Below are 19,125 nucleotides of genomic sequence, written 5' to 3' on the forward strand. Positions count from 1 at the left end.
GTTGTCAAAGGTTACTCTGCAAGAGATAAAAGCGGATCCTTATGTTCATGCATTAATTGAAGCAGGAAACCGTCACCTGGAAGCCATTGGTTTTACTGAACATGGGCTAAGGCATGCGGGATTGGTTTCCCATATTGCCTCGAATATTTTAGTAAAAATGGAGCATCCCGAAAGGGAGTGCGAACTGGCAGCCATTGCAGGTTACTTACATGACATAGGGAATGCTGTGAATCGTGTGGCTCATGCTCATTCAGGGGCAATTCTCGCGGCAGGGATTTTAGAACGCCATGATATGACACCAGAAGAAATTGCGATTATCATTGGGGCTATTGGAAATCATGATGAGCAGGATGGGAATCCTGTCAATGTTATTTCTGCCGCCTTGATTCTAGCCGATAAATCGGATGTTCATCGATCAAGGGTTCGTAACCATGACCTGGTAAAATTCGATATTCATGATCGGGTTAATTATGCGGTTAAACGCTCTTTTCTAAGAGTCTATCCTCAAGAGCGTATTGCCTTAGAACTCACGATTGATACTGAAATTTGCCCAGTCATGGAGTACTTTGAGATCTTTCTTGCGCGGATGCTTTTGTCCCGTAAAGCAGCCGAATTTCTGCTTACTACATTCGAATTAAAGATTAACGAGGTTAAGTTACTCTAGTGCCATTGTTTTCCTATGATTGACAGAGCAATCCAGTAAGTTTTATAATGGTGGATGGTATGGGCAAGTCCCATCATATTAAAAGGGAGGAAAGTAGATGAGACGGGGAAACATCATCAAGCTGGTAGTTTTGGTGCTATTAGTGGCAGCAGCTGTTGCACTATCGATTAAACCCCTAGTGGATCCCGTAAAGGGCGTCCTGTTGGGACTTGACCTGCGCGGTGGAGTGCACTTGGTGCTACAAGCCGAGCCAAATGAAGACGGTACTCCTATTACTAAAGATGATATAGACAAAGCGAAAGCGATCATCGAGAAACGGGTTAACGATCTCGGGGTATCCGAGCCCATAGTCCAACCGGATTATGATAAAAAGCGAATCGTAATAGATTTGGCTGGGGTTACCGACCCAGACAAAGCAGTCGATATCTTGAAAACGACTGCTAAGTTAACCTTCAGGGATCCTCAAGGAAATGTCGTCTTAAAAGGAGAGGACCTCAAGGATGCTAAGGGTGGGCAAGGTCAAGTCAGTGGATACGTTGTCAATTTAACCTTCTCATCTGAAGGGGCTAAAAAGTTTGGGGATTTAACCACCCAGTTAATCGGTCAAAGACTTGGTGTGTATTTGGATGATGATCTTTTAACAAATCCAACGGTTAATACACCCATTCTCAACGGTCAAGCGGAGATCACTGGGTATGATACTTTAGAGTCTGCAGCAAATGATGCTGTGCTCATGCGTTCTGGTTCTCTGCCTGTCAGCATGTCGATTGCCGAAAAACGTCAGGTAGGAGCGTCTTTAGGGGTAGACTCCTTAAATAAAAGTATTCAGGCAGGGCTATACGGTTTAATCTTTATCTTCCTCTTTATGTTAATTTTCTATCGAATACCAGGGGCTGTCGCCAATTTCTCATTGTTCGTATACGCCCTTATTGTGCTTTGGGTTTTTTGGGGTTTTCGAGTTGTATTGACCCTTCCAGGCATCGCCGGGTTTATTCTCTCGGTCGGGATGGCTGTAGACTTCAATATCATTATTTATGAACGGATAAAAGAAGAAATTCGGGCTGGTAAATCCCTTAGAGCAGGCGTGGAATCTGGTTTTAGCCGCGCATTTATCACAGTTATTGATGCTCATGTAACAACACTGATAGCTGCGCTAACTCTTTACTACTTTGGAACTGGCGCCATCAAAGGGTTTGCTTTAACCTTAGGTGTTGGGATTGTTGTCACACTGTTTACTGGTATTACCTTTACTCGAACAGTGCTACGATGGATTGTGGGTACTAGTCCAAAAATGAACACAACATGGTTTGGCGTTAGGAGGGATGGATAATGAAAACTGGACATCCAGCGACATACGATGAAGTGAAGCAGGTCCACCCACTTTACTTTAATATTGTGCAGAGACGGTTATGGTGGTTTGCCCTCTCGTTAGTTGTCCTTATTCCAGGAATTATTTCCCTTTTCATGCAGGGGCTTAATTTAGGAATTGACTACAAGGGCGGATCAATGCTTGATATGACGTTCAACAAACCAGTGACCCAGGCAGCAATTACTGATACGATGAAATCCGTGGGACTTGAAGGACCCGTGCAATTGTCTAATGGGGATACTTCAGCGTTAATACGAACAGAAGCTCTCGAAGAAGAAAAACGCAATGAATTACTAGCGGCCTTGCAAACCAATGTGGGGGAATATGACAAAACTTCTCTTAAAGACGATAAGGTTGGCCCAGCGATGGGGCAAGAGCTGACCAGAAATGCTTTATGGGCATTACTCATTGCGATGGGTTTAATGATCGGTTATATTACGATCAGGTTCCAGTTCGTTTTCGCAATCTCTGGGATTATCGCCTTATTACACGATGTTTTAGTGGTGGTTGGGATTTTCTCGTTGTTCCAATTAGAAATCGATTCCTCCTTTGTAGCGGCGATCCTAACCGTTTTCGGATACTCGATCAATGATACCGTGATTATCTTTGACCGGATTCGTGAGAATGAAGCTAAGATGAAAAAGGGAGATACTTTCGAAGATATGGTGGATAAATCTATTTGGCAGACTATGCGCCGTTCCATCAACACGTCTCTCACGGTACTGATCGCCTTGCTCTCGATATTTATCTTGGGCGGCGTATCCACAAAGTTGTTCTCCTTAGCTATGTTGATCGGGGTATTTACAGGAGCCTACTCCTCGATCTTTATCGCCAGCCAAATCCTCTTGGAAATCAAGAAGCGTATGAAGAAGCCACGTAAGGGTGGTAAAGTAGTTCGCGCTTAAGTTCAACTGAACGATAGGTTATTAATGGGATCTTGAGATTTATTCTTGAGGTCTCCTTTTTTATCAGGATGGATAAGCTTCGGTACAGGGGAATATTCGGTTCAATGGAATAATCGGGTGCATGAAATATATTGGTGACTAAATAATGACTGATGAACGCCGAATTATATGCTAAAATGAGATAGAAAATACTGAACTACACTACTGAACTACCGGCATATTCTAATTATCACTTGAAATGTTCGACATATCATCAAAGGAGTTTATGATGCTGAAGAAAGTTATCAGAGTGCTCATCTACACTATGTTTGTACTTGGAATCAGTGGTTGTGGTGGGGCGTCGATGATGCCATCACAAGATCCATCGAATCAGACAGATACTCGTGAGGCGCCTCCTCCTACTTATCAAGCTCAATTGGAAGAAACAAATCCTAGCGCTGTATTGCCTGATTCGCCAGCTAATACATCAAGATTACCAAGCGTACAAGAAGCTCAAGCGGTACCTATCCTTTACTACCATTCAGTTATGCTGGAGGTCGGGAACGAAGTAAGAATGCCTCCCGACCAGTTTGAAGCTCAAATGGCTTATTTGCGTGACAATGGGTATCAAAGTATAACCTTAGGGCAGTTGTACCAAGCCTATTATCAGGGTGGTAGTTTACCTCCCAAACCCTTTGTAATCACTTTTGATGATGGCTATGTCGATAATTATACGACTGCTTTCCCTATTATGAAAAAGTATGGGTTCACGGCTACGGTCTTCATGGTCTCAAGTTATATTGATGGAGAAGGTTTTTTGTCATGGGCGCAGCTCAAAGAGCTTGCCGCTAATGGCTGGGAAGTCGAAGGTCATACGACTACTCATCCCTATTTAACAAAAGTTGACGGTGCATCTTTGTTGCAGGAACTCAAAAGCTCTAAGGATCTATTAGAAAAAGGGATAGGAAAGACGGTGAATTTCTTTGCTTATCCATATGGAGACTTTAATTCTGCTGTCTTAAAAGCGGTGCAGGATACTGGGTATCTGATGTCTTTTACTACACAACGAGGCTGGGCAAGCTTCACAGTCGATGAATTTCAGGTTAAACGTGTTTATTGCTATGCTAATATGGGGCAGAACGAATTTGCTCGGCGTCTACAGAACTCAGACTATTAATAGTTATATAAAATCCCGCACTCCGAATACTCGAAGTACGGGATTTTATATGCCATTGAACTCTTCAGGGATGTCACTCCTCGTTGAAGTGGTAGCCTCAGGGTTTTATAAAAAGAGAATATATTTTAAGGAAATTATTAACAATTAAGCATTTATTTTCATATTGTACTGTGAGAGCACGATAATTCAAGAGATGGAAAAGGAGTTGTTCGATATGGCATATGGGGCAGGCGTTGTTGATGGTGTTGAAGCTGTAGGATGTGTATGTCCGCCAAATTATTTACCTGGTATTGCAGCTGTCGTAGTCATAATTCTCTTATTGATTGCTATGGGTATCGTATTCTAAATTCAATTAATTCTAATGACTAAAAAAATAAAGGAGGGTATACCATGTACGGATTTGGAGCAGGTTATGCAGGATATGCAGCAGGTCGCACAGGATATGGAGTTGGTTGTTGCCCACCTCCATGCACACCAGTCGTTGCACCTGTTGGAGTCGGGTGTGGTGTTGGTGTTGGGATCATTGCTATCGCAATTCTAATCTTAATCGCTTTAGGCGTAATTTTCTAAACTAAAAGATTCTTTAACGAAGGGGGTCGAAACTATGTTTACAGGTGGAACCGGAATTGGCGCTGGAATCGCTGCTGTTGTCGTAATTATTCTTTTGCTGATTGCAATGGGAATCGTATTCTAAGAAACTAATGAAAGTTGTGATACTTGGAGGTGAGTTTATGTACGGGTATGGAGCTGGCGTTGGTGGATGTGTAGGAGCTGGGATTATTGCAATTGCGATTTTGATTCTCATTGCCTTGGGGGTTATCTTTTAAACCATCTCAAAGCGAATTTAAAGAGGACCCTTATTTAGGGGTCCTCTTTAAATTAGGAATGGTGACACTTATTCAATTTAAATACAAAGGACCGCTAACATGTTGAACATGAAGCAATCCTTTTGATTTAGAATATATGCTTAGAATTTAGAGATTCATAAGATTTAAGAATCAACATAAAGAAATTAGTCCTTAGGTTAAGCAACGCTTACCACCACCAACGACGAAAGCCCCACCATGGACCAAATCCAAAACCGCCCCACCAAGGGAAACCAAAGCCCCAGCGACCCCACCACATAGAGAAAACCTCCTTCTTGTTATAATTCGCCTTGTAGAAGTTAATGCTAATACAGAGTATGAAAAATAAAGGAATAATGTTCCAATTAAAATTGCGATACAATTACAGTATAGAAGCATAGATTGATTAGATTGGATTTTATTGGGATATACTACAACGAGCAAAGAGGGGGGGAGGTAATTGGAATTTCTTCAATTGGTATTATTAGAGGGGGTGCTCCTTATTTCCGCAGGATTAATTTTTTTTGGGGGAATATGGGGAACTTTTTTAGCGATGATTGTCCTAAGTGGGCTTAATCATCTTGTTTATGATGCGGTACAATTTTGGCAATGGGAAATACCTTTTCTGATCGGTGGAACGATAGGCATAATACTCCAACTTATTATTGGGAAAATATGCAATCACAATAACAAAGCAAGCGGGTTGGTCGGAGGATTGATCAGTTTGGTTCTCTTCGGTGCTTTTCTCACCCCGCTTGCGGCTTTAATTATTTGGTTCATGGTGGTTGGTACAGGAATTATTCCGAAGAATAAAAAGAGACAGGTCATAAAAATCTACTCTCCCACAATTATGCGCTTACTTATAGGGCTGGCATTAATCTTCTATGGTAACTTCTTAACAATCTGATCCAGAATAAACCTTGCTTTACGGTATAATTTTTGATATCTTATACATAAACTATCTTTGTCAGGCAATAGCTGGGCTTCATGTGTTGAGGCAGCGGAGGAATCCGCGGGACTTCCTTGATATAAGGGGTCCTATTTTTTATGTGCAGTCATGATTTTAAATACCTTAGGCAGAGTTTTTGAAGGTGAGGAGAGTAGGTCGTGAATGAGAAGACGCAGGTGGCATTATTATCTGTCGTTTCTAATACTTTCTTAACATTTAGTAAAATCGTAATTGGGTTAGCTAGCGGTTCGATGAGCATCCTGTCAGAGGGAATTCATTCTGGTATTGACCTGGTGGCGGCTTTTATCGCGCTTTTTGCGGTGAGGCAGTCGGGAAAACCAGCAGATTCTTGTCATGCTTATGGACACGGAAAAATCGAAAATGTTTCTGGTACGATTGAGGCTGCTTTGATATTTGTTGCTGCCCTAATGATCATTTTTGAAGCGTTTCAGAAGATTATGGAGATCATTTATGGTCAAGGTGGGCATGTCTCAGATTTGGGCTTGAGCCTAGGTCTGCTCGTCATGGGTGTTTCGGCAATCACTAATTTGATCGTATCAACACGACTTATGAAGGTAGCTAAACGTACTGATTCAGTAGCCCTCGAAGCTGATGCCTTGCATTTACGGACCGATGTGTTTACCTCAGTGGGGGTTTTTTTCGGGCTACTACTAATAAAAATTACTGGCTGGACCATTCTTGACCCGATCATAGCGCTCGGTGTAGCGTTAATGATCATCAAGGCATCCATCGATTTAACGAAGAAAGCGTTTGCACCCCTGGTGGACGTTAGTTTACCGGATGAAGAACGTGAAATAATTGCCGAAGTTCTCTTACTTCATGCGGATGAATTTGTGGAGTTTCATAAGCTTCGCACTAGGAAGGCTGGAGCGGAAAGACATATCGATTTACATTTAGTCGTTCCGAAGTACACTCCAGTCGTTGATGTGCATGAACTTTGTGACAGGATTGAGCAAGAAATTAATGTGAGATTACATTTAGCGTTTGTCCTGATTCACGCAGAACCTTGCAGTACCAGGGATGTGGAATGCCCTGTTGAAGAAGGGATAGCGACCGTCTGTCAACGTTGCCAACTTGACCCAGAGACCAGAAGTCAGAAGCCAGAGGTCAGAAACCAGGGGTTAATCAAAGGTCAGAAGTCAGAGGTTCAAGATTAATAAGTCGAGGTCCGAAGTTCGAACATCGAGCCTCGAACCTCGCGCCTCGAGTATGGGGGAGTATAAATGAAACGAATATGGTCCATGCAACAATCTTCCGGACGAATGTCAGAAATCCTTTGCGGTTCCTTGGGTATTTCTCCAGTAGTAACCGATATTTTGGCCCAAAGGGGTTTTCGGGAACCAGAGGAAGCGATCGAATTTTTGCGACCAACACTCTTGAATCTGCTTTCACCGTTTTGTTTTAAGGATATGAATAAAACTGTCCAGCGCTTGTCCTTAGCTTTTGTACAGAAAGAAAAGATACTCATTTATGGAGACTATGATGTAGATGGGGTGACAAGTACTACTATATTATACAAAGTCCTCAGTGATTTGGGTTTCCAAGCAGTAGCCTATATTCCCCACCGCCAAGACGAGGGCTATGGATTACATTCTGAAGCTATTGAACGGGCCGCAAAGGCCGGTGTAGGTCTTCTAATAACGGTCGATTGCGGAATCACAGCTGTTTCGGAAGTGAGACTTGCCCATACCTTGAAGATTGATGTCATTATTACAGATCACCATGAACCTCCCGATACTTTACCGGAAGCCTTTGCGATCTTAAATCCCAAAGTTGAGAATTCAGGTTATCCATTTCGAGATTTAGCCGGGGTAGGAGTGGCCTTCAAGTTAGCCCAAGCGTTACTCCATTCATTCGGAAATCAGGAAGTGGGCATTCATACTGAAACCCAACTCTTAGATTTAGTGGCCTTAGGGACGATTGCAGACCTAGTTCCATTGGTTGGAGAAAACCGGATCTTTGTTCAGTTTGGCCTTCGCCAGATGGCAGATACTCATCACCTAGGACTATTAGCTCTACTCGAAGAGTGTGGGCTGAGGAACGGCTCTCCTCTAAAAGCAGGTCAGATTGGCTTTATGGTAGCTCCTCGGATTAATGCGGCCGGACGGATGGACAGCGCACGAGCAGGACTGGAACTGCTCTTGACGGGGGATCAGGAACGAGCGAGTGAGCTTGCTCATCAATTAACTCTAGAAAACCAGGCACGTCAGGACGTCGAGAAAGCGATTCTGGCTGAAGCGATTGCTATGCTGGAATGTGAACCTATCCCTAGGGTAATTGTTCTATCTGCAGATCATTGGCACCACGGTGTGATTGGGATCGTGGCATCTCGCTTGGTGGAACGTTATTATCGTCCAGTATTTATGATAGCGGAAGAAGGGGACGAAGCTAAAGGCTCAGCTCGTGGGATAGCGGGTTATCCTGTCTTGGAACAACTGAGTACCCAAGCGCAGCTGTTAATAAAGTTTGGCGGGCATAGACAGGCGGCTGGCTTTTCTCTTCTCACAGCAGATATCGGGCATTTTAGAGCAGGATTAAATGAACAGGCCTTGGTTTTTGAGGAAACTCTTTTTCAAGAAGTCCTAAAAATTGACCGGCAAGTTTCTATCGAGGCGGTTTCGGCGGATTTGCTCCGTCAACTTGAACAAATGGCCCCGTTTGGCTATGGAAATCCTGGACCGACTCTAGCCTCTCAAGCAATTCCCGTGCATTCTGTCAGTGCGGTTGGCAAAGAACGGAGTCATATAAAGTTTCGTTTCGGAGCTCAAGGAGAACAGGAAGGAATTGCCTTTCGATTGGGAGATCGCATGAATGAACTAAAGGATAAAATAAGCCTTGATGCAGCGTTCAGCTTAGATTGGAATACCTTTCGAGGGCGGGAAAACGTTCAATTAATGATCAAGGATATCCAATCTGAAGCGCAATGGTCTTCAGTTCAGGAAATTGCGGCTACGAATGATGAACCTACGGTGGAGTGGTTGGACTGGCGCAACTTAAGCCAAGAAGATTGGCCTTTACGAGATGAGGAGCCACTCTGGATATGGGACACGGATCTGAGCGAGCTTGCCCTTCGTCGAGGGAAGAATGAACTCGTTTCACAGTTGGATCAAGAAGAGACTGGAATTCAGGGTGCAGGTTTTGGTGTGATTCTCGGTTTACCGCTAACGGAAGAAGATTTTAGGGAAGCGGTCGAGAAGCTACAAGATTTAGGAGTTTTTCGGATTGCCCTTGCAGGATTTCAAAGTCCTGATGAGGAAAAGGTTCGTCAGCGGTGTAGGTTTATAGCGCGTGAAGAACTTATCAATCTGTATCGGGAGCTCCTTGCTAAATCGAAAACAGGGAATCCCTTTCATTGGGAGTTTGACGCCAAAGTCTCACAAAATGGGAAGCTCGCCCTGAAGATTTTTGAAGAATTGGGGCTACTCCGTATTTTAGGGGGAACTGATAAGCTTGCCATAGAGTGGATTCCGGCGCAAAGCAAGCTAGATCTTGAGACATCTTTACGTTTTCGGTTTGCAAAAGAACGCTTAGAAAAAGCTCTGAAATTTCAGCTTGAATTATTAAATAGTGTTGGAATAGTTTATAATTGAAAGGCGGCCTAATTACAATGGATTTTCGAGATCATATTCGCATAATTACTGATTTTCCTAAGGAAGGGATATCCTATAAAGATGTTACTACCTTGCTTAAAAATGGTGAGATCTACCGCTCAGCGATAGACGCCCTCGTAGAAAAAATTAAACCATGGCAACCTGACGTGATCGTCGGTCCAGAGGCACGGGGCTTTTTATTCGGAGCTCCGGTCGCCTATGCCTTGGGAATTGGCTTTGTTCCTGTCCGCAAACCGGGCAAGTTACCTGCTAATACAATCGCTGAAACCTATGCCTTAGAATATGGTTTTGATACCTTAGAAGTCCATGCCGATGCCATTCGTCCGGGAGAACGGGTCGTGATCGTTGATGATCTGCTAGCAACCGGAGGAACAATGCTGGCAACCGCAAATTTAATGCAGAAAATTGGAGCGGACGTGCTGGGTATGGGATTTTTGATTGAATTAACGTTTTTAAAGGGTAGGGAAAAGCTTGTAGAATATCCCGTTTTTTCATTGGTGGAGTACTAATTTAACGCTGCGATATAAATAGCTTAATCGATATCGGATGAGAGGAGGTTCGCCAATGTCCTTCGCGGAGTTAAGGGTAAAACTACAAAAGAAATCTCCCCAGGCACGTCTAGCAATTGTAGATAAGGCCTATGAATTTGCTGAAGTGGCACATCGAAACCAACTTCGAAACTCCGGAGAAGACTATATTCTTCATCCTCTTGAAGTCGCGCAAATTTTGGTCGAACTGGAATTGGACGAGGCGACCATTGCCGCTGCCCTGCTGCATGATGTTGTGGAAGATACTTCGTTCACCCTTGCAAACATTGAGAAGGAATTTGGTTCGGAAATTGCGTTATTAGTCGATGGGGTTACCAAGCTTGGGCGAATTGAGTATAAGAGTAAAGTGGAGCAACAAGTCGAAAATTTACGCAAGATGTTCTTGGCCATGGCCAAAGATATCCGTGTAATTCTCATCAAATTGGCTGATCGACTCCATAATATGCGTACGTTGAAATATCATTCGCTTGATAAACAAAAGGAAATTGCTCAAGAAACACTTGAAATCTTTGCACCTCTGGCTAATCGTCTAGGAATATTTCGGATTAAATGGGAGTTGGAAGATCTTTCGTTTCGATATTTAAAACCTCAAGAATACTATGATCTAGTGGAAGGGATTGCCCTCAAACGACGTGAACGGGAAGCCTATATCAACGAAGTTATTGTATTAATGCGAGAACGTTTAAGAGAAGTCGATATTTATGCGGACATTGCTGGTCGTCCCAAGCATTTTTACAGTATCTATCGTAAAATGACCACTCAGCATAAAGAACTGAGTGAGATTTACGACCTAATGGCGATTCGAGTGGTTGTGGAATCAGTCAATGATTGTTATGGCGCACTCGGAATCGTCCACACTTTGTGGAAGCCTCTACCAGGTCGATTTAAAGATTATATTGCTATGCCAAAGCCTAATATGTACCAATCACTACATACTACACTGATCGGGGTTCACGGGGAACCTTTTGAAATTCAAATTCGAACTTGTGAAATGCATCGCACGTCAGAATATGGGATCGCTGCGCATTGGAAGTACAAAGAAGGTAGTAAAGAGGGCGGCAAAGAGGCTGGTAACAAGACAGCAAGCGTTAACTTTGAGCAAAAACTTTCTTGGTTGCGTCAATTACTCGAGTGGCAACATGATTCCCGGGATGCCGGAGAATTTATGGAATCCTTAAAGATTGACTTATTTACAGATACGGTGTTTGTATTTACCCCTAAGGGAGACGTGGTTGAACTACCAGCGGATTCCTGTCCGATTGATTTTGCTTACCGAGTCCATACGGATGTAGGGCATCGTTGTATTGGTGCGAAGATTAATGGTCGGATTGTTCCGCTGGAAACTAAACTTACCAACGGCGATATTCTAGAAATTCTTACCTCGAAGCAAGGAGGCGCTCCCAGCCGAGATTGGCTAGCTTTTGTCAAAACGTCTCAGGCTAAGAATAGGATTCGGCAATGGTTTAAGAAAGAGCAAAGAGAGGATAACATTGTCCGAGGGCGAGAAAGCTTGGAACGGGAGGTCCGTAAACATGGAGTGGATCCGGATATTCTCAAGCCAGAAAGCCTGCTAGCCATTGGCAAAAGTCAAAATTTATTGGCTTTGGATGATGTATATGCCGCTATTGGAGATGGTGTACTTACCACCAATAAGGTCTTGATGCGTTTGCGTGAGGATCTCTCCAAAGAGGAACGCGAAAAGCTGCAGCTTGCGTCACTTCAGCAGGGAGAGGGGAAAATACCCACTCAGACTTCATACGGTAAAGCTTCGCACGGTGTAAGGGTTAAGGGTATTGATAATGTGTTAATTCGGTTTGCACAGTGTTGCAATCCGCTTCCGGGGGATACCATTATCGGTTACATTACTCGTGGCAGAGGAGTTTCTATTCATCGTGGAGATTGTAGCAATATCCTCAGCCACTCTGAAGATGAGAGTGAGCGGGTTGTGGAAGTCGTCTGGGCAGAACAAGTGGATTCCACTTATCCTGTCGATATTCAAATCTTTGGGATGGACAAGCCGCGTCTGGTTACGGAGGTCATGAATACAGTCTTAGATACTCGCACGCATATTCTGGGAATTAACGCTCGGGTAGGTAAGGATAACTTGGCTCATATTCAGTTGCGGATTGAGATTCGAAACCTTGATCAGCTCAAGATGGTCATGCATAAAATCCGCAAGGTTAAGGATATCACGGAGGTTAAGCGGATCCATTCAGGAGGAAGATAGAATGCGCAGTGTGATTCAGCGTGTTAAACGCGCCTCTGTAACCGTCCATGGTGAAACCGTGGGTCAGATATCTGGTGGTCTCCTAGTTTTGTTAGCCGTCGGACAGGGAGATGGAGCAGAGGATTTGACCTGGATGGTGGATAAACTTGTCGGTCTGAGGATTTTCGAAGATGAAGAACAGAAAATGAATCGTTCGATATTGGAGGTAGGCGGAGAAATTCTGGTGGTCTCTCAGTTTACTCTCTATGGAGATTGTCGGAGGGGAAAACGTCCAAGCTTTTCTTCAGCCGCACCGCCGGAGCAGGCCAAGGAAATGTTTGAGCGAAGTGTGGAAGCAATTCGCAGCTATGGTCTTAAGGTCGAAACGGGGGTCTTTCAAGCTGAAATGGACGTTGAACTGATCAACGCTGGACCAGTGACGATACTGTTGGATAGTGAAAAGAAATTCTAGGAGGAATGCAAATGATTGAAGGGCGAGCTATGGGGGCTATGGGGGCAAATTGTTATCTGTATGCCTGTACGGAAACAAAGAAAGCGGTAATTATTGACCCAGGAGCTGAAGCTAAGAAGATTCATCGCTGGATTTTAGAGAAGGGTGTAAAGGTCGACTATATTCTTCTGACCCACGGACACATCGATCACATTGGTGCTGTCGATGAACTAAGAGAATTATTAGGAGGAAATGTCCAAGTAGGGATTCATGCGGGCGATGCAGGCATGCTGACCGATGGGAGGAAGAACCTCTCAGGTTATATGGGGCAGAATCTCGTCCAGAAAAAAGCAGATATCCTGCTGGAGGACAGGCAAGAACTCATGATTGGCAACGAACGGCTCAAAGTTATTTCCACTCCGGGGCATTCTCCTGGCGGGTCATGTTTTTTATGTTCTGAAGGGTTGTTTAGCGGGGATACGCTTTTTGCAGGGTCGATAGGTCGGACGGATTTTCCAGGCGGATCGTTAGATCAACTCCTAGCTGGAGTCAAGAAAAAACTCCTAATCCTGCCTGAAGAGACACTTGTTTTTCCTGGGCATGGCGAAGCGACCACTATCGGAGAAGAAAAGCGCGATAATCCCTTTTTAGGGTAAAGATCTTCGTCCAAGAGCTAAAAGTTGCTCACTCATAATTTGACAAATGGCCGTAATATTTGATAATATGTTGGATGAACATTAAATAATAAGTAAAAGTATTCATAATACCTTTGGAAAATCCGCGTTATTCTTTCGACAGGGAGGGCTAGCAAGACTGGAACTAGCCTGGGAGACACTCGGTTAGACACTCCAGAAGGGAATAGTTTTGCATCGGGTAGTCTCGTTACGGACTGTAAAGTGGGCGGAAACCTTCCGTCAATTAGGGTGGCACCACGAGAAGTTCTCGTCCCTTGCAGCAAAGCAAGGAACGAGGGCTTTTTTTGTACTAGTCAGAAAGTAGAGCTGAATGTTATATACTTTCTGCAACTAAGGCGACCGCCTTCGCTGAAGCTGACAGAATGACCTATACGTGCGAAGACAGTGTCTTCGGGCGCTAGCTAAGTTTCTATATGCATATAGAGGAGGAATCATTATGGCGATACAGCGTCCTAAAGGGACTCAGGATCTCTTGCCAGGTACAATTGAACAATGGCATTATCTCGAAGAGACGATCCGAAGCGTTTGTCGTGAATTTGGTTATGAAGAGATTCGTACACCAATGTTTGAAGCAACTGAACTTTTTCAGCGAGGGGTAGGTCAAACGACCGATATTGTCAAGAAAGAAATGTATACTTTCTTAGATAAAGGGGACCGTTCCATGACCCTTCGTCCCGAGATGACGGCTTCTGTTTGTCGCGCTTATGTGGAGGACAAGCTACACGGTCAACCCCAACCGGTCAAGTTATACTACATGGGCCCCATGTTTCGCTATGAGCGGCCACAAAGCGGGCGTTATCGCCAGTTCCATCAATTTGGAGCTGAGGTGTTGGGAGCAGACCAACCGCTGGTTGACGCAGAAGTAATTAGTTTAGTCTGGAATTTATATAAACGTCTGGGCTTAGTGGGTCTAGAGGTCCATGTCAATTCAGTTGGCTGTCCAACTTGTCGGGCTGAGCACCGCAAACAGCTTCAGGAATTTTTAGATAAACGCCAAAATGAACTTTGTAGCGACTGTCAGGAACGGTTTGAACGTAATCCTTTGCGCATTCTTGATTGCAAGAATAGCTCTTGTCAAACGCTTACTACAGGGGCCCCGACCACAAAAGATACCTTATGCGAGGAATGCAGCACTCACTTTGAGGGAGTTCTTGCTTTATTAGGTGCAGCGGGAGTGGCGTACCGAGTTAATCCACGCTTAGTTCGAGGGCTTGACTATTATACAAAAACTGCCTTTGAAGTGATGGTTGAGGAAATTGGTGCACAAAGTGCTATCTGTGGTGGTGGGCGTTATGATAAGCTAGTTGAGGAAATTGGTGGATCTCCTACCCCAGGTATCGGATTTGCTATGGGGATCGAGCGTGTTTTAGCGGCCTTACAAGTACAGAACAAACTTCCCCAGGAAAAGCCAAAACTATTTGCTATGGTGATCCCTTTGGGCGAAAAGGCCCAGAATAAGGCTTTTTCAATCCTATGTGAGTTAAGAAATCTAGGAATCCCTGTGGGCATGGATTTGCTCAGTCGAGGTTTGAAAGCCCAACTTAAAGCGGCTGATCGCCAAAACGTCCGCTATGCCCTTATGCTTGGAGAAGCAGAATTGGAGAAAAATGTGCTCCTAATTCGGGATTTAACGCTTGGGGAACAAAACGAGGTTCCGTTAGCTAGTGCTGTCGAAGAAATCAACAAGAAGTATCAGAGGGGTGTTTAGCATGACGATGTTTTCAGAACGTATCAACAATGAAGCGCTAGGCCTAGATAAAGTAGGTGAGGTCGTACGCTTGCTGGGCTGGGTTCAACGTCGCCGTGACCACGGTGGATTAATCTTTGTCGATCTAAGAGATCGTTCTGGTCTTGTGCAAGTGGTCTTTGGGCCAGAAAAAATGGGAAGTGGATTTTCTGATGCCGAAAGTCTTCGTTCAGAGTTTGTAGTCTCCATCCAAGGTCTAGTGATTGCGCGTCCGGAAGGGATGATTAATCCGAACTTGGCTACTGGGAAAATCGAGATCGTTGCTGAATCCTTAGAAATCCTGAATGGAGCCAAGACTCCTCCTTATTATCTTGTCGATCAAGTTGAGGTCGATGAAACAGTGCGTCTCAAACACCGTTATCTAGATCTGCGTCGCCCTGAGATGCAGGCAGTGTTCAAAACCCGGCATCGAGTAACGCAAATCATGCGCAATTTTTTTGATAACCAAGGCTTCTATGAAATCGAAACTCCGATGCTCATAAAATCCTCCCCAGAAGGAGCAAGGGATTACCTTGTTCCCAGCCGTGTCCATCCAGGAGAATTTTACGCCTTACCTCAGTCGCCGCAGATATATAAGCAACTTCTGATGGTGGGCGGTATGGAGAAGTATTTTCAAATAGTACGTTGTTTTCGGGATGAGGACCTTAGAGCGGATCGCCAGCCAGAATTCACTCAGCTGGATATTGAAATGTCCTTTGTCGAGGTGGAGGACATTCTACCTATGATGGAACAATTGATGGCTCGAATTTTCTCAGAGACGATTGGAACGTCGTTAATGATGCCTTTTCCTCGTTTAACGTATAAGGAAGCTATGGACCGTTATGGTTCGGATAAACCGGATACGCGTTTTGGGATGGAACTCATTGATGTGGGGGACCTTGTAGCTAAGACCGGTTTTAAGGTTTTTGCCAATGTTGTGGCCAATGGCGGAAGTGTGAAATGTATCTGTGCCAAAGGTTGTTCCGGAATGCCCCGTCGAGAGATTGATGACTTAGCAAAGTATGTCAGTACCTATCGCGCCAAAGGCTTAGCCTGGATTGTCATGGCTGAGGAAGGAATTAAATCTCCGATTGCCAAGTTTTTTACAGAAGAAGAAATGAACGCCCTCATCAAACATGTTGGTGCTGAGACAGGGGATATCGTGTTCTTTGTCGCAGACACGTACTCGGTTGTCTCGGATGCCTTAGGTCATCTGCGCTTAGAATTAGCCAAACGATTGGGCCTGATTTCGGAGGATGCGCTTAATTTCTTATGGGTTACAGAGTTTCCTCTGCTAGAGTACGATGAGGAACAAAAACGCTATATTGCTATTCATCACCCGTTTACTGCTCCTATGGATGAAGATTTACCCCTTCTAGAGACGGAACCACTCAAAGTTCGGGCTAAGGCGTACGACATGGTCCTTAATGGTGTAGAACTGGGAGGCGGAAGTATTCGTATTCATCGCCGCAAGGTTCAGGAACAGTTATTTAGTGCCTTAGGTTTTTCCGAGGAAGAAGCGGTTGATAAGTTTGGGTATCTTTTAGAAGCCTTTGAGTATGGTACACCTCCTCATGGTGGAGTTGCCTTTGGGCTCGATCGGTTGATTATGCTTTTAACAGGTAAAGATAACATCCGAGACGTGATTGCTTTTCCCAAGACGCAGAGTGCTTCTGATTTAATGGCACATGCTCCTTCGCCAGTGACACTAAGACAACTAAAGGATTTGCATATTATGACTAAGATTGAGGTCGTTGGAGTAAAATAAACAAAACTTCAACGCCCTATAGGATTCATGGGACATATCTTATTTTTCCGATAAACTCAGTGTGCGTTAAGAGTTGACAGGGGAGGGGGTTTTTAGCTATAATATTATTGTAGCTACCCCCTTAGGGTATCGGAGGAACTGAAATGAAAAATTCAACGACATATTCTGAATCTAAAGAAGACCTCGTCCGAAGGCTGAAAAAAATCGAAGGTCAAGTCAAAGGGATTCAACGCATGGTCGAGAGTGATAAATACTGTGTCGATGTGTTGATTCAAGTGGCTGCTGTGCGTGCTGCAATCAATAGAGTTGGCACTATTGTGTTTGAACACCATTCACGCGGATGTATGCGTAATGCCGTTGAAAACAATGATCAGGAAGCTGCAATTGAAGAGCTTATTGGGGTGCTTACTAAGTTTATAAAGTAGTCGAATTTAGGAGGAATTTAAATGGCAGGTGCAAATGTTAAAACCTTTACTACAGAAAACTTTGAGTCGGACGTTCTGAAGTCTGAGCAAGCTGTTTTAGTGGATTTTTGGGCTCCTTGGTGTAGTCCATGCCGCATGGTTGCTCCTATTGTCGAGGAACTTGCTGACGAGTATGTCGGACGGATTGCTATTGGAAAGCTCAATGTAGATGAGAACGGTCCGATAGCCAGCCAATATGGAGTCATGAGTATTCCGACGCTTGGTATTTTCAAAGGTGGCAAGATGGTTGACAAAATCGTAGGTTTCCGTGGCAAACCTGATCTTGTCAAAATGCTCGATGCGCAGGTCTAATTTCAGATAGAAAGAAAGCGATGCCCTACTGACTAGGGCATCGCTTTTATAGTTTAGGAAGATAGAATATGGCCTATTATACTTAACCTTCTGGGTTGATTTTTTTAACGCTATCATTTGTGCAAGAGTTCATACTTTCTTTTCCCATTTGCGAGGGGACATAAAAGGTTTGCCCTTGGATACTTGGGGGGAGGTAGGATTGTTCGACACAGTGATTGGGGTATGCGTGGGGGTAAAGATATCCTTGCCCGTTTCCTAATTTATCGGCACCGGGGTAGTGACTATCCTTAAGATGGACGGGAACTTCTCCGGTGGGGTGTTTTCTTACGTAAGCTAGGGCACGGTCGATGCTCTCGACGGCGCTATTGCTTTTTGGGGCGGTGCTAATGGCTAGTACTGCTTGAGCTATAGGTATTCTTGCTTCAGGCATTCCTAGCCATTCGAGCGCAGCGGCAGCAGCATGGGCCTGAAGCATAGCCATAGGATCAGCGAGTCCTACGTCTTCCGAGGCATGGACTATAATTCTGCGCATGATGAAACGAGGGTCTTCTCCAGCATCGAGTAAAACGGCTAACCAGTAAAGAGCAGCATCGGGGTCTGAGCCGCGCATGCTTTTGATAAATGCCGAAATGATGTCATAATGATTATCTCCAGATTTATCGAAGCGGATGGCCCTTTGTTGAATCGATTCTTCGGCAATATCAAGGGTTATCTGGCGAATCCCGTTTTCTAGCGATGTAGTAAGAACGGCTAATTCTAAGGCATTAAGAGCGCGTCGCAAATCTCCATTAGCGTAATTAATCCAATGCTCCCAAGCCTCAGGAGCTATTTCTACCTGATATCTGCCCAGACCACGTTCGGTATCTTGTAAGGCTAGTTCAAGGCCTAGGCGGATTTCTGGAGGGAGAAGTAGTTCTAAGCGGAATAGAGTAGAACGGCTTAGGAGGGCAGAATTAAGCTCGAAAAAGGGGTTTTCTGTTGTAGCTCCAATAAAGGTAATGGTTCCGTTTTCTACCGCTGGAAGAAGAGCATCTTGTTGTCCTTTATTAAAGCGGTGAACTTCGTCACAAAAAACCAAGGTTCGTTTTCCGTAAAGATGTAAATCATTCGTGGCTTGCGAAATAATTTCACGAATGTCTTTTACGCCCGAAGTGACAGCGTTGATGCGAATAAAGTGTGAGGCAGTTTTGGCCGCAATAACTTGTGCTAAAGAGGTTTTGCCCGTTCCAGGAGGACCATAGAGGATGAGTGAGGATACTCGGTCAGCTTCAATAGCCCTTCTTAGGAGTTTACCAGGGCCGAGGATATGACTTTGACCGATATATTCATCGAGCGAGCGTGGGCGCATACGCTCCGCAAGGGGTGCTACTTGATGTTGATTAAATGAGGCGGAGAAAAGATCCATTTTAGTTTTTCCTTTCTGGGAGGAAGTGGA

18 protein-coding genes are annotated in these 19,125 nt (G+C 44.3%); 17 read left to right on the forward strand and 1 reads right to left on the reverse strand.

The window, feature by feature from the left end; all coding sequences use genetic code 11:
• Position 1: 1 nt before the first annotated feature.
• The 17 genes from ACYQ3Q_RS20570 (at position 2) to trxA (ending at position 17,690) form a co-directional block, all read left to right on the forward strand.
• Positions 2-664: an HD domain-containing protein gene (locus ACYQ3Q_RS20570; RefSeq protein ID WP_034146012.1), complete on the forward strand. Its 663-nt coding sequence runs from the start codon at positions 2-4 to the stop codon at positions 662-664.
• Positions 665-761: 97 nt separating this feature from the next.
• Positions 762-1,994: a protein translocase subunit SecD gene (secD, locus tag ACYQ3Q_RS20575; RefSeq protein ID WP_459930367.1), complete on the forward strand. Its 1,233-nt coding sequence runs from the start codon at positions 762-764 to the stop codon at positions 1,992-1,994.
• Entirely contained in the window at positions 1,994-2,938 is a 945-nt protein-coding gene (gene secF / locus ACYQ3Q_RS20580) for a protein translocase subunit SecF (RefSeq protein ID WP_459930368.1), read from the forward strand. The genes secD and secF overlap by 1 nt, the downstream gene beginning before the upstream one ends.
• A 268-nt stretch (positions 2,939-3,206) precedes the next feature.
• Entirely contained in the window at positions 3,207-4,094 is an 888-nt protein-coding gene (locus ACYQ3Q_RS20585) for a polysaccharide deacetylase family protein (RefSeq protein ID WP_459930369.1), read from the forward strand.
• Between the two features lie 214 nt (positions 4,095-4,308).
• A complete protein-coding gene (locus tag ACYQ3Q_RS20590; protein WP_034146008.1) occupies positions 4,309-4,440 on the forward strand; it encodes a hypothetical protein in 132 nt (43 codons plus the stop codon).
• Positions 4,441-4,484: 44 nt separating this feature from the next.
• On the forward strand, positions 4,485-4,664 hold the full coding sequence (locus ACYQ3Q_RS20595) for a hypothetical protein (protein ID WP_034146007.1): 180 nt from the start codon (positions 4,485-4,487) through the stop codon (positions 4,662-4,664).
• Positions 4,665-5,399: 735 nt separating this feature from the next.
• A complete protein-coding gene (locus ACYQ3Q_RS20600; protein ID WP_459930370.1) occupies positions 5,400-5,846 on the forward strand; it encodes a hypothetical protein in 447 nt (148 codons plus the stop codon).
• A gap of 200 nt (positions 5,847-6,046) precedes the next feature.
• Positions 6,047-7,066 carry a cation diffusion facilitator family transporter gene (locus tag ACYQ3Q_RS20605; RefSeq protein WP_459930371.1) on the forward strand — a complete coding sequence of 340 codons (1,020 nt, stop codon included), beginning with the start codon at positions 6,047-6,049 and terminating at the stop codon, positions 7,064-7,066.
• Positions 7,067-7,132: 66 nt separating this feature from the next.
• Positions 7,133-9,499, forward strand: a complete 2,367-nt coding sequence (gene recJ, locus ACYQ3Q_RS20610) for a single-stranded-DNA-specific exonuclease RecJ (protein WP_459930372.1) — start codon at positions 7,133-7,135, stop codon at positions 9,497-9,499.
• A 17-nt stretch (positions 9,500-9,516) separates the two neighbouring features.
• On the forward strand, positions 9,517-10,029 hold the full coding sequence (locus tag ACYQ3Q_RS20615; RefSeq protein ID WP_034146003.1) for an adenine phosphoribosyltransferase: 513 nt from the start codon (positions 9,517-9,519) through the stop codon (positions 10,027-10,029).
• A gap of 55 nt (positions 10,030-10,084) precedes the next feature.
• Positions 10,085-12,295 (forward strand): RelA/SpoT family protein, encoded by a 2,211-nt coding sequence (locus ACYQ3Q_RS20620; RefSeq protein WP_459930373.1) that lies wholly within the window; start codon positions 10,085-10,087, stop codon positions 12,293-12,295.
• A 1-nt stretch (position 12,296) separates the two neighbouring features.
• Positions 12,297-12,746 (forward strand): D-aminoacyl-tRNA deacylase, encoded by a 450-nt coding sequence (gene dtd, locus ACYQ3Q_RS20625; protein ID WP_459930374.1) that lies wholly within the window; start codon positions 12,297-12,299, stop codon positions 12,744-12,746.
• Positions 12,747-12,757: 11 nt separating this feature from the next.
• Complete coding sequence (locus ACYQ3Q_RS20630) at positions 12,758-13,381, forward strand: MBL fold metallo-hydrolase (protein WP_459930375.1); 624 nt, start codon at positions 12,758-12,760, stop codon at positions 13,379-13,381.
• A gap of 475 nt (positions 13,382-13,856) precedes the next feature.
• Entirely contained in the window at positions 13,857-15,128 is a 1,272-nt protein-coding gene (hisS, locus tag ACYQ3Q_RS20635; RefSeq protein ID WP_459930376.1) for a histidine--tRNA ligase, read from the forward strand.
• A gap of 1 nt (position 15,129) precedes the next feature.
• Positions 15,130-16,914, forward strand: coding sequence for an aspartate--tRNA ligase (gene aspS / locus ACYQ3Q_RS20640; RefSeq protein ID WP_459930377.1), 1,785 nt, complete (start codon positions 15,130-15,132; stop codon positions 16,912-16,914).
• 143 nt (positions 16,915-17,057) lie between these two features.
• Positions 17,058-17,339 carry a metal-sensitive transcriptional regulator gene (locus tag ACYQ3Q_RS20645; protein WP_459930378.1) on the forward strand — a complete coding sequence of 94 codons (282 nt, stop codon included), beginning with the start codon at positions 17,058-17,060 and terminating at the stop codon, positions 17,337-17,339.
• A 21-nt stretch (positions 17,340-17,360) separates the two neighbouring features.
• The gene (trxA, locus tag ACYQ3Q_RS20650) at positions 17,361-17,690 is read left to right on the forward strand and encodes a thioredoxin (protein ID WP_034145996.1); all 330 of its coding nucleotides are present in this window, start codon (positions 17,361-17,363) and stop codon (positions 17,688-17,690) included.
• A gap of 82 nt (positions 17,691-17,772) precedes the next feature.
• Here trxA and ACYQ3Q_RS20655 read toward each other — a convergent pair whose 3' ends face one another.
• Positions 17,773-19,095 (reverse strand): replication-associated recombination protein A, encoded by a 1,323-nt coding sequence (locus tag ACYQ3Q_RS20655; protein WP_459930379.1) that lies wholly within the window; start codon positions 19,093-19,095, stop codon positions 17,773-17,775.
• Positions 19,096-19,125: the final 30 nt, after the last annotated feature.

It is taken from the genome of Desulfosporosinus burensis (assembly GCF_054657535.1).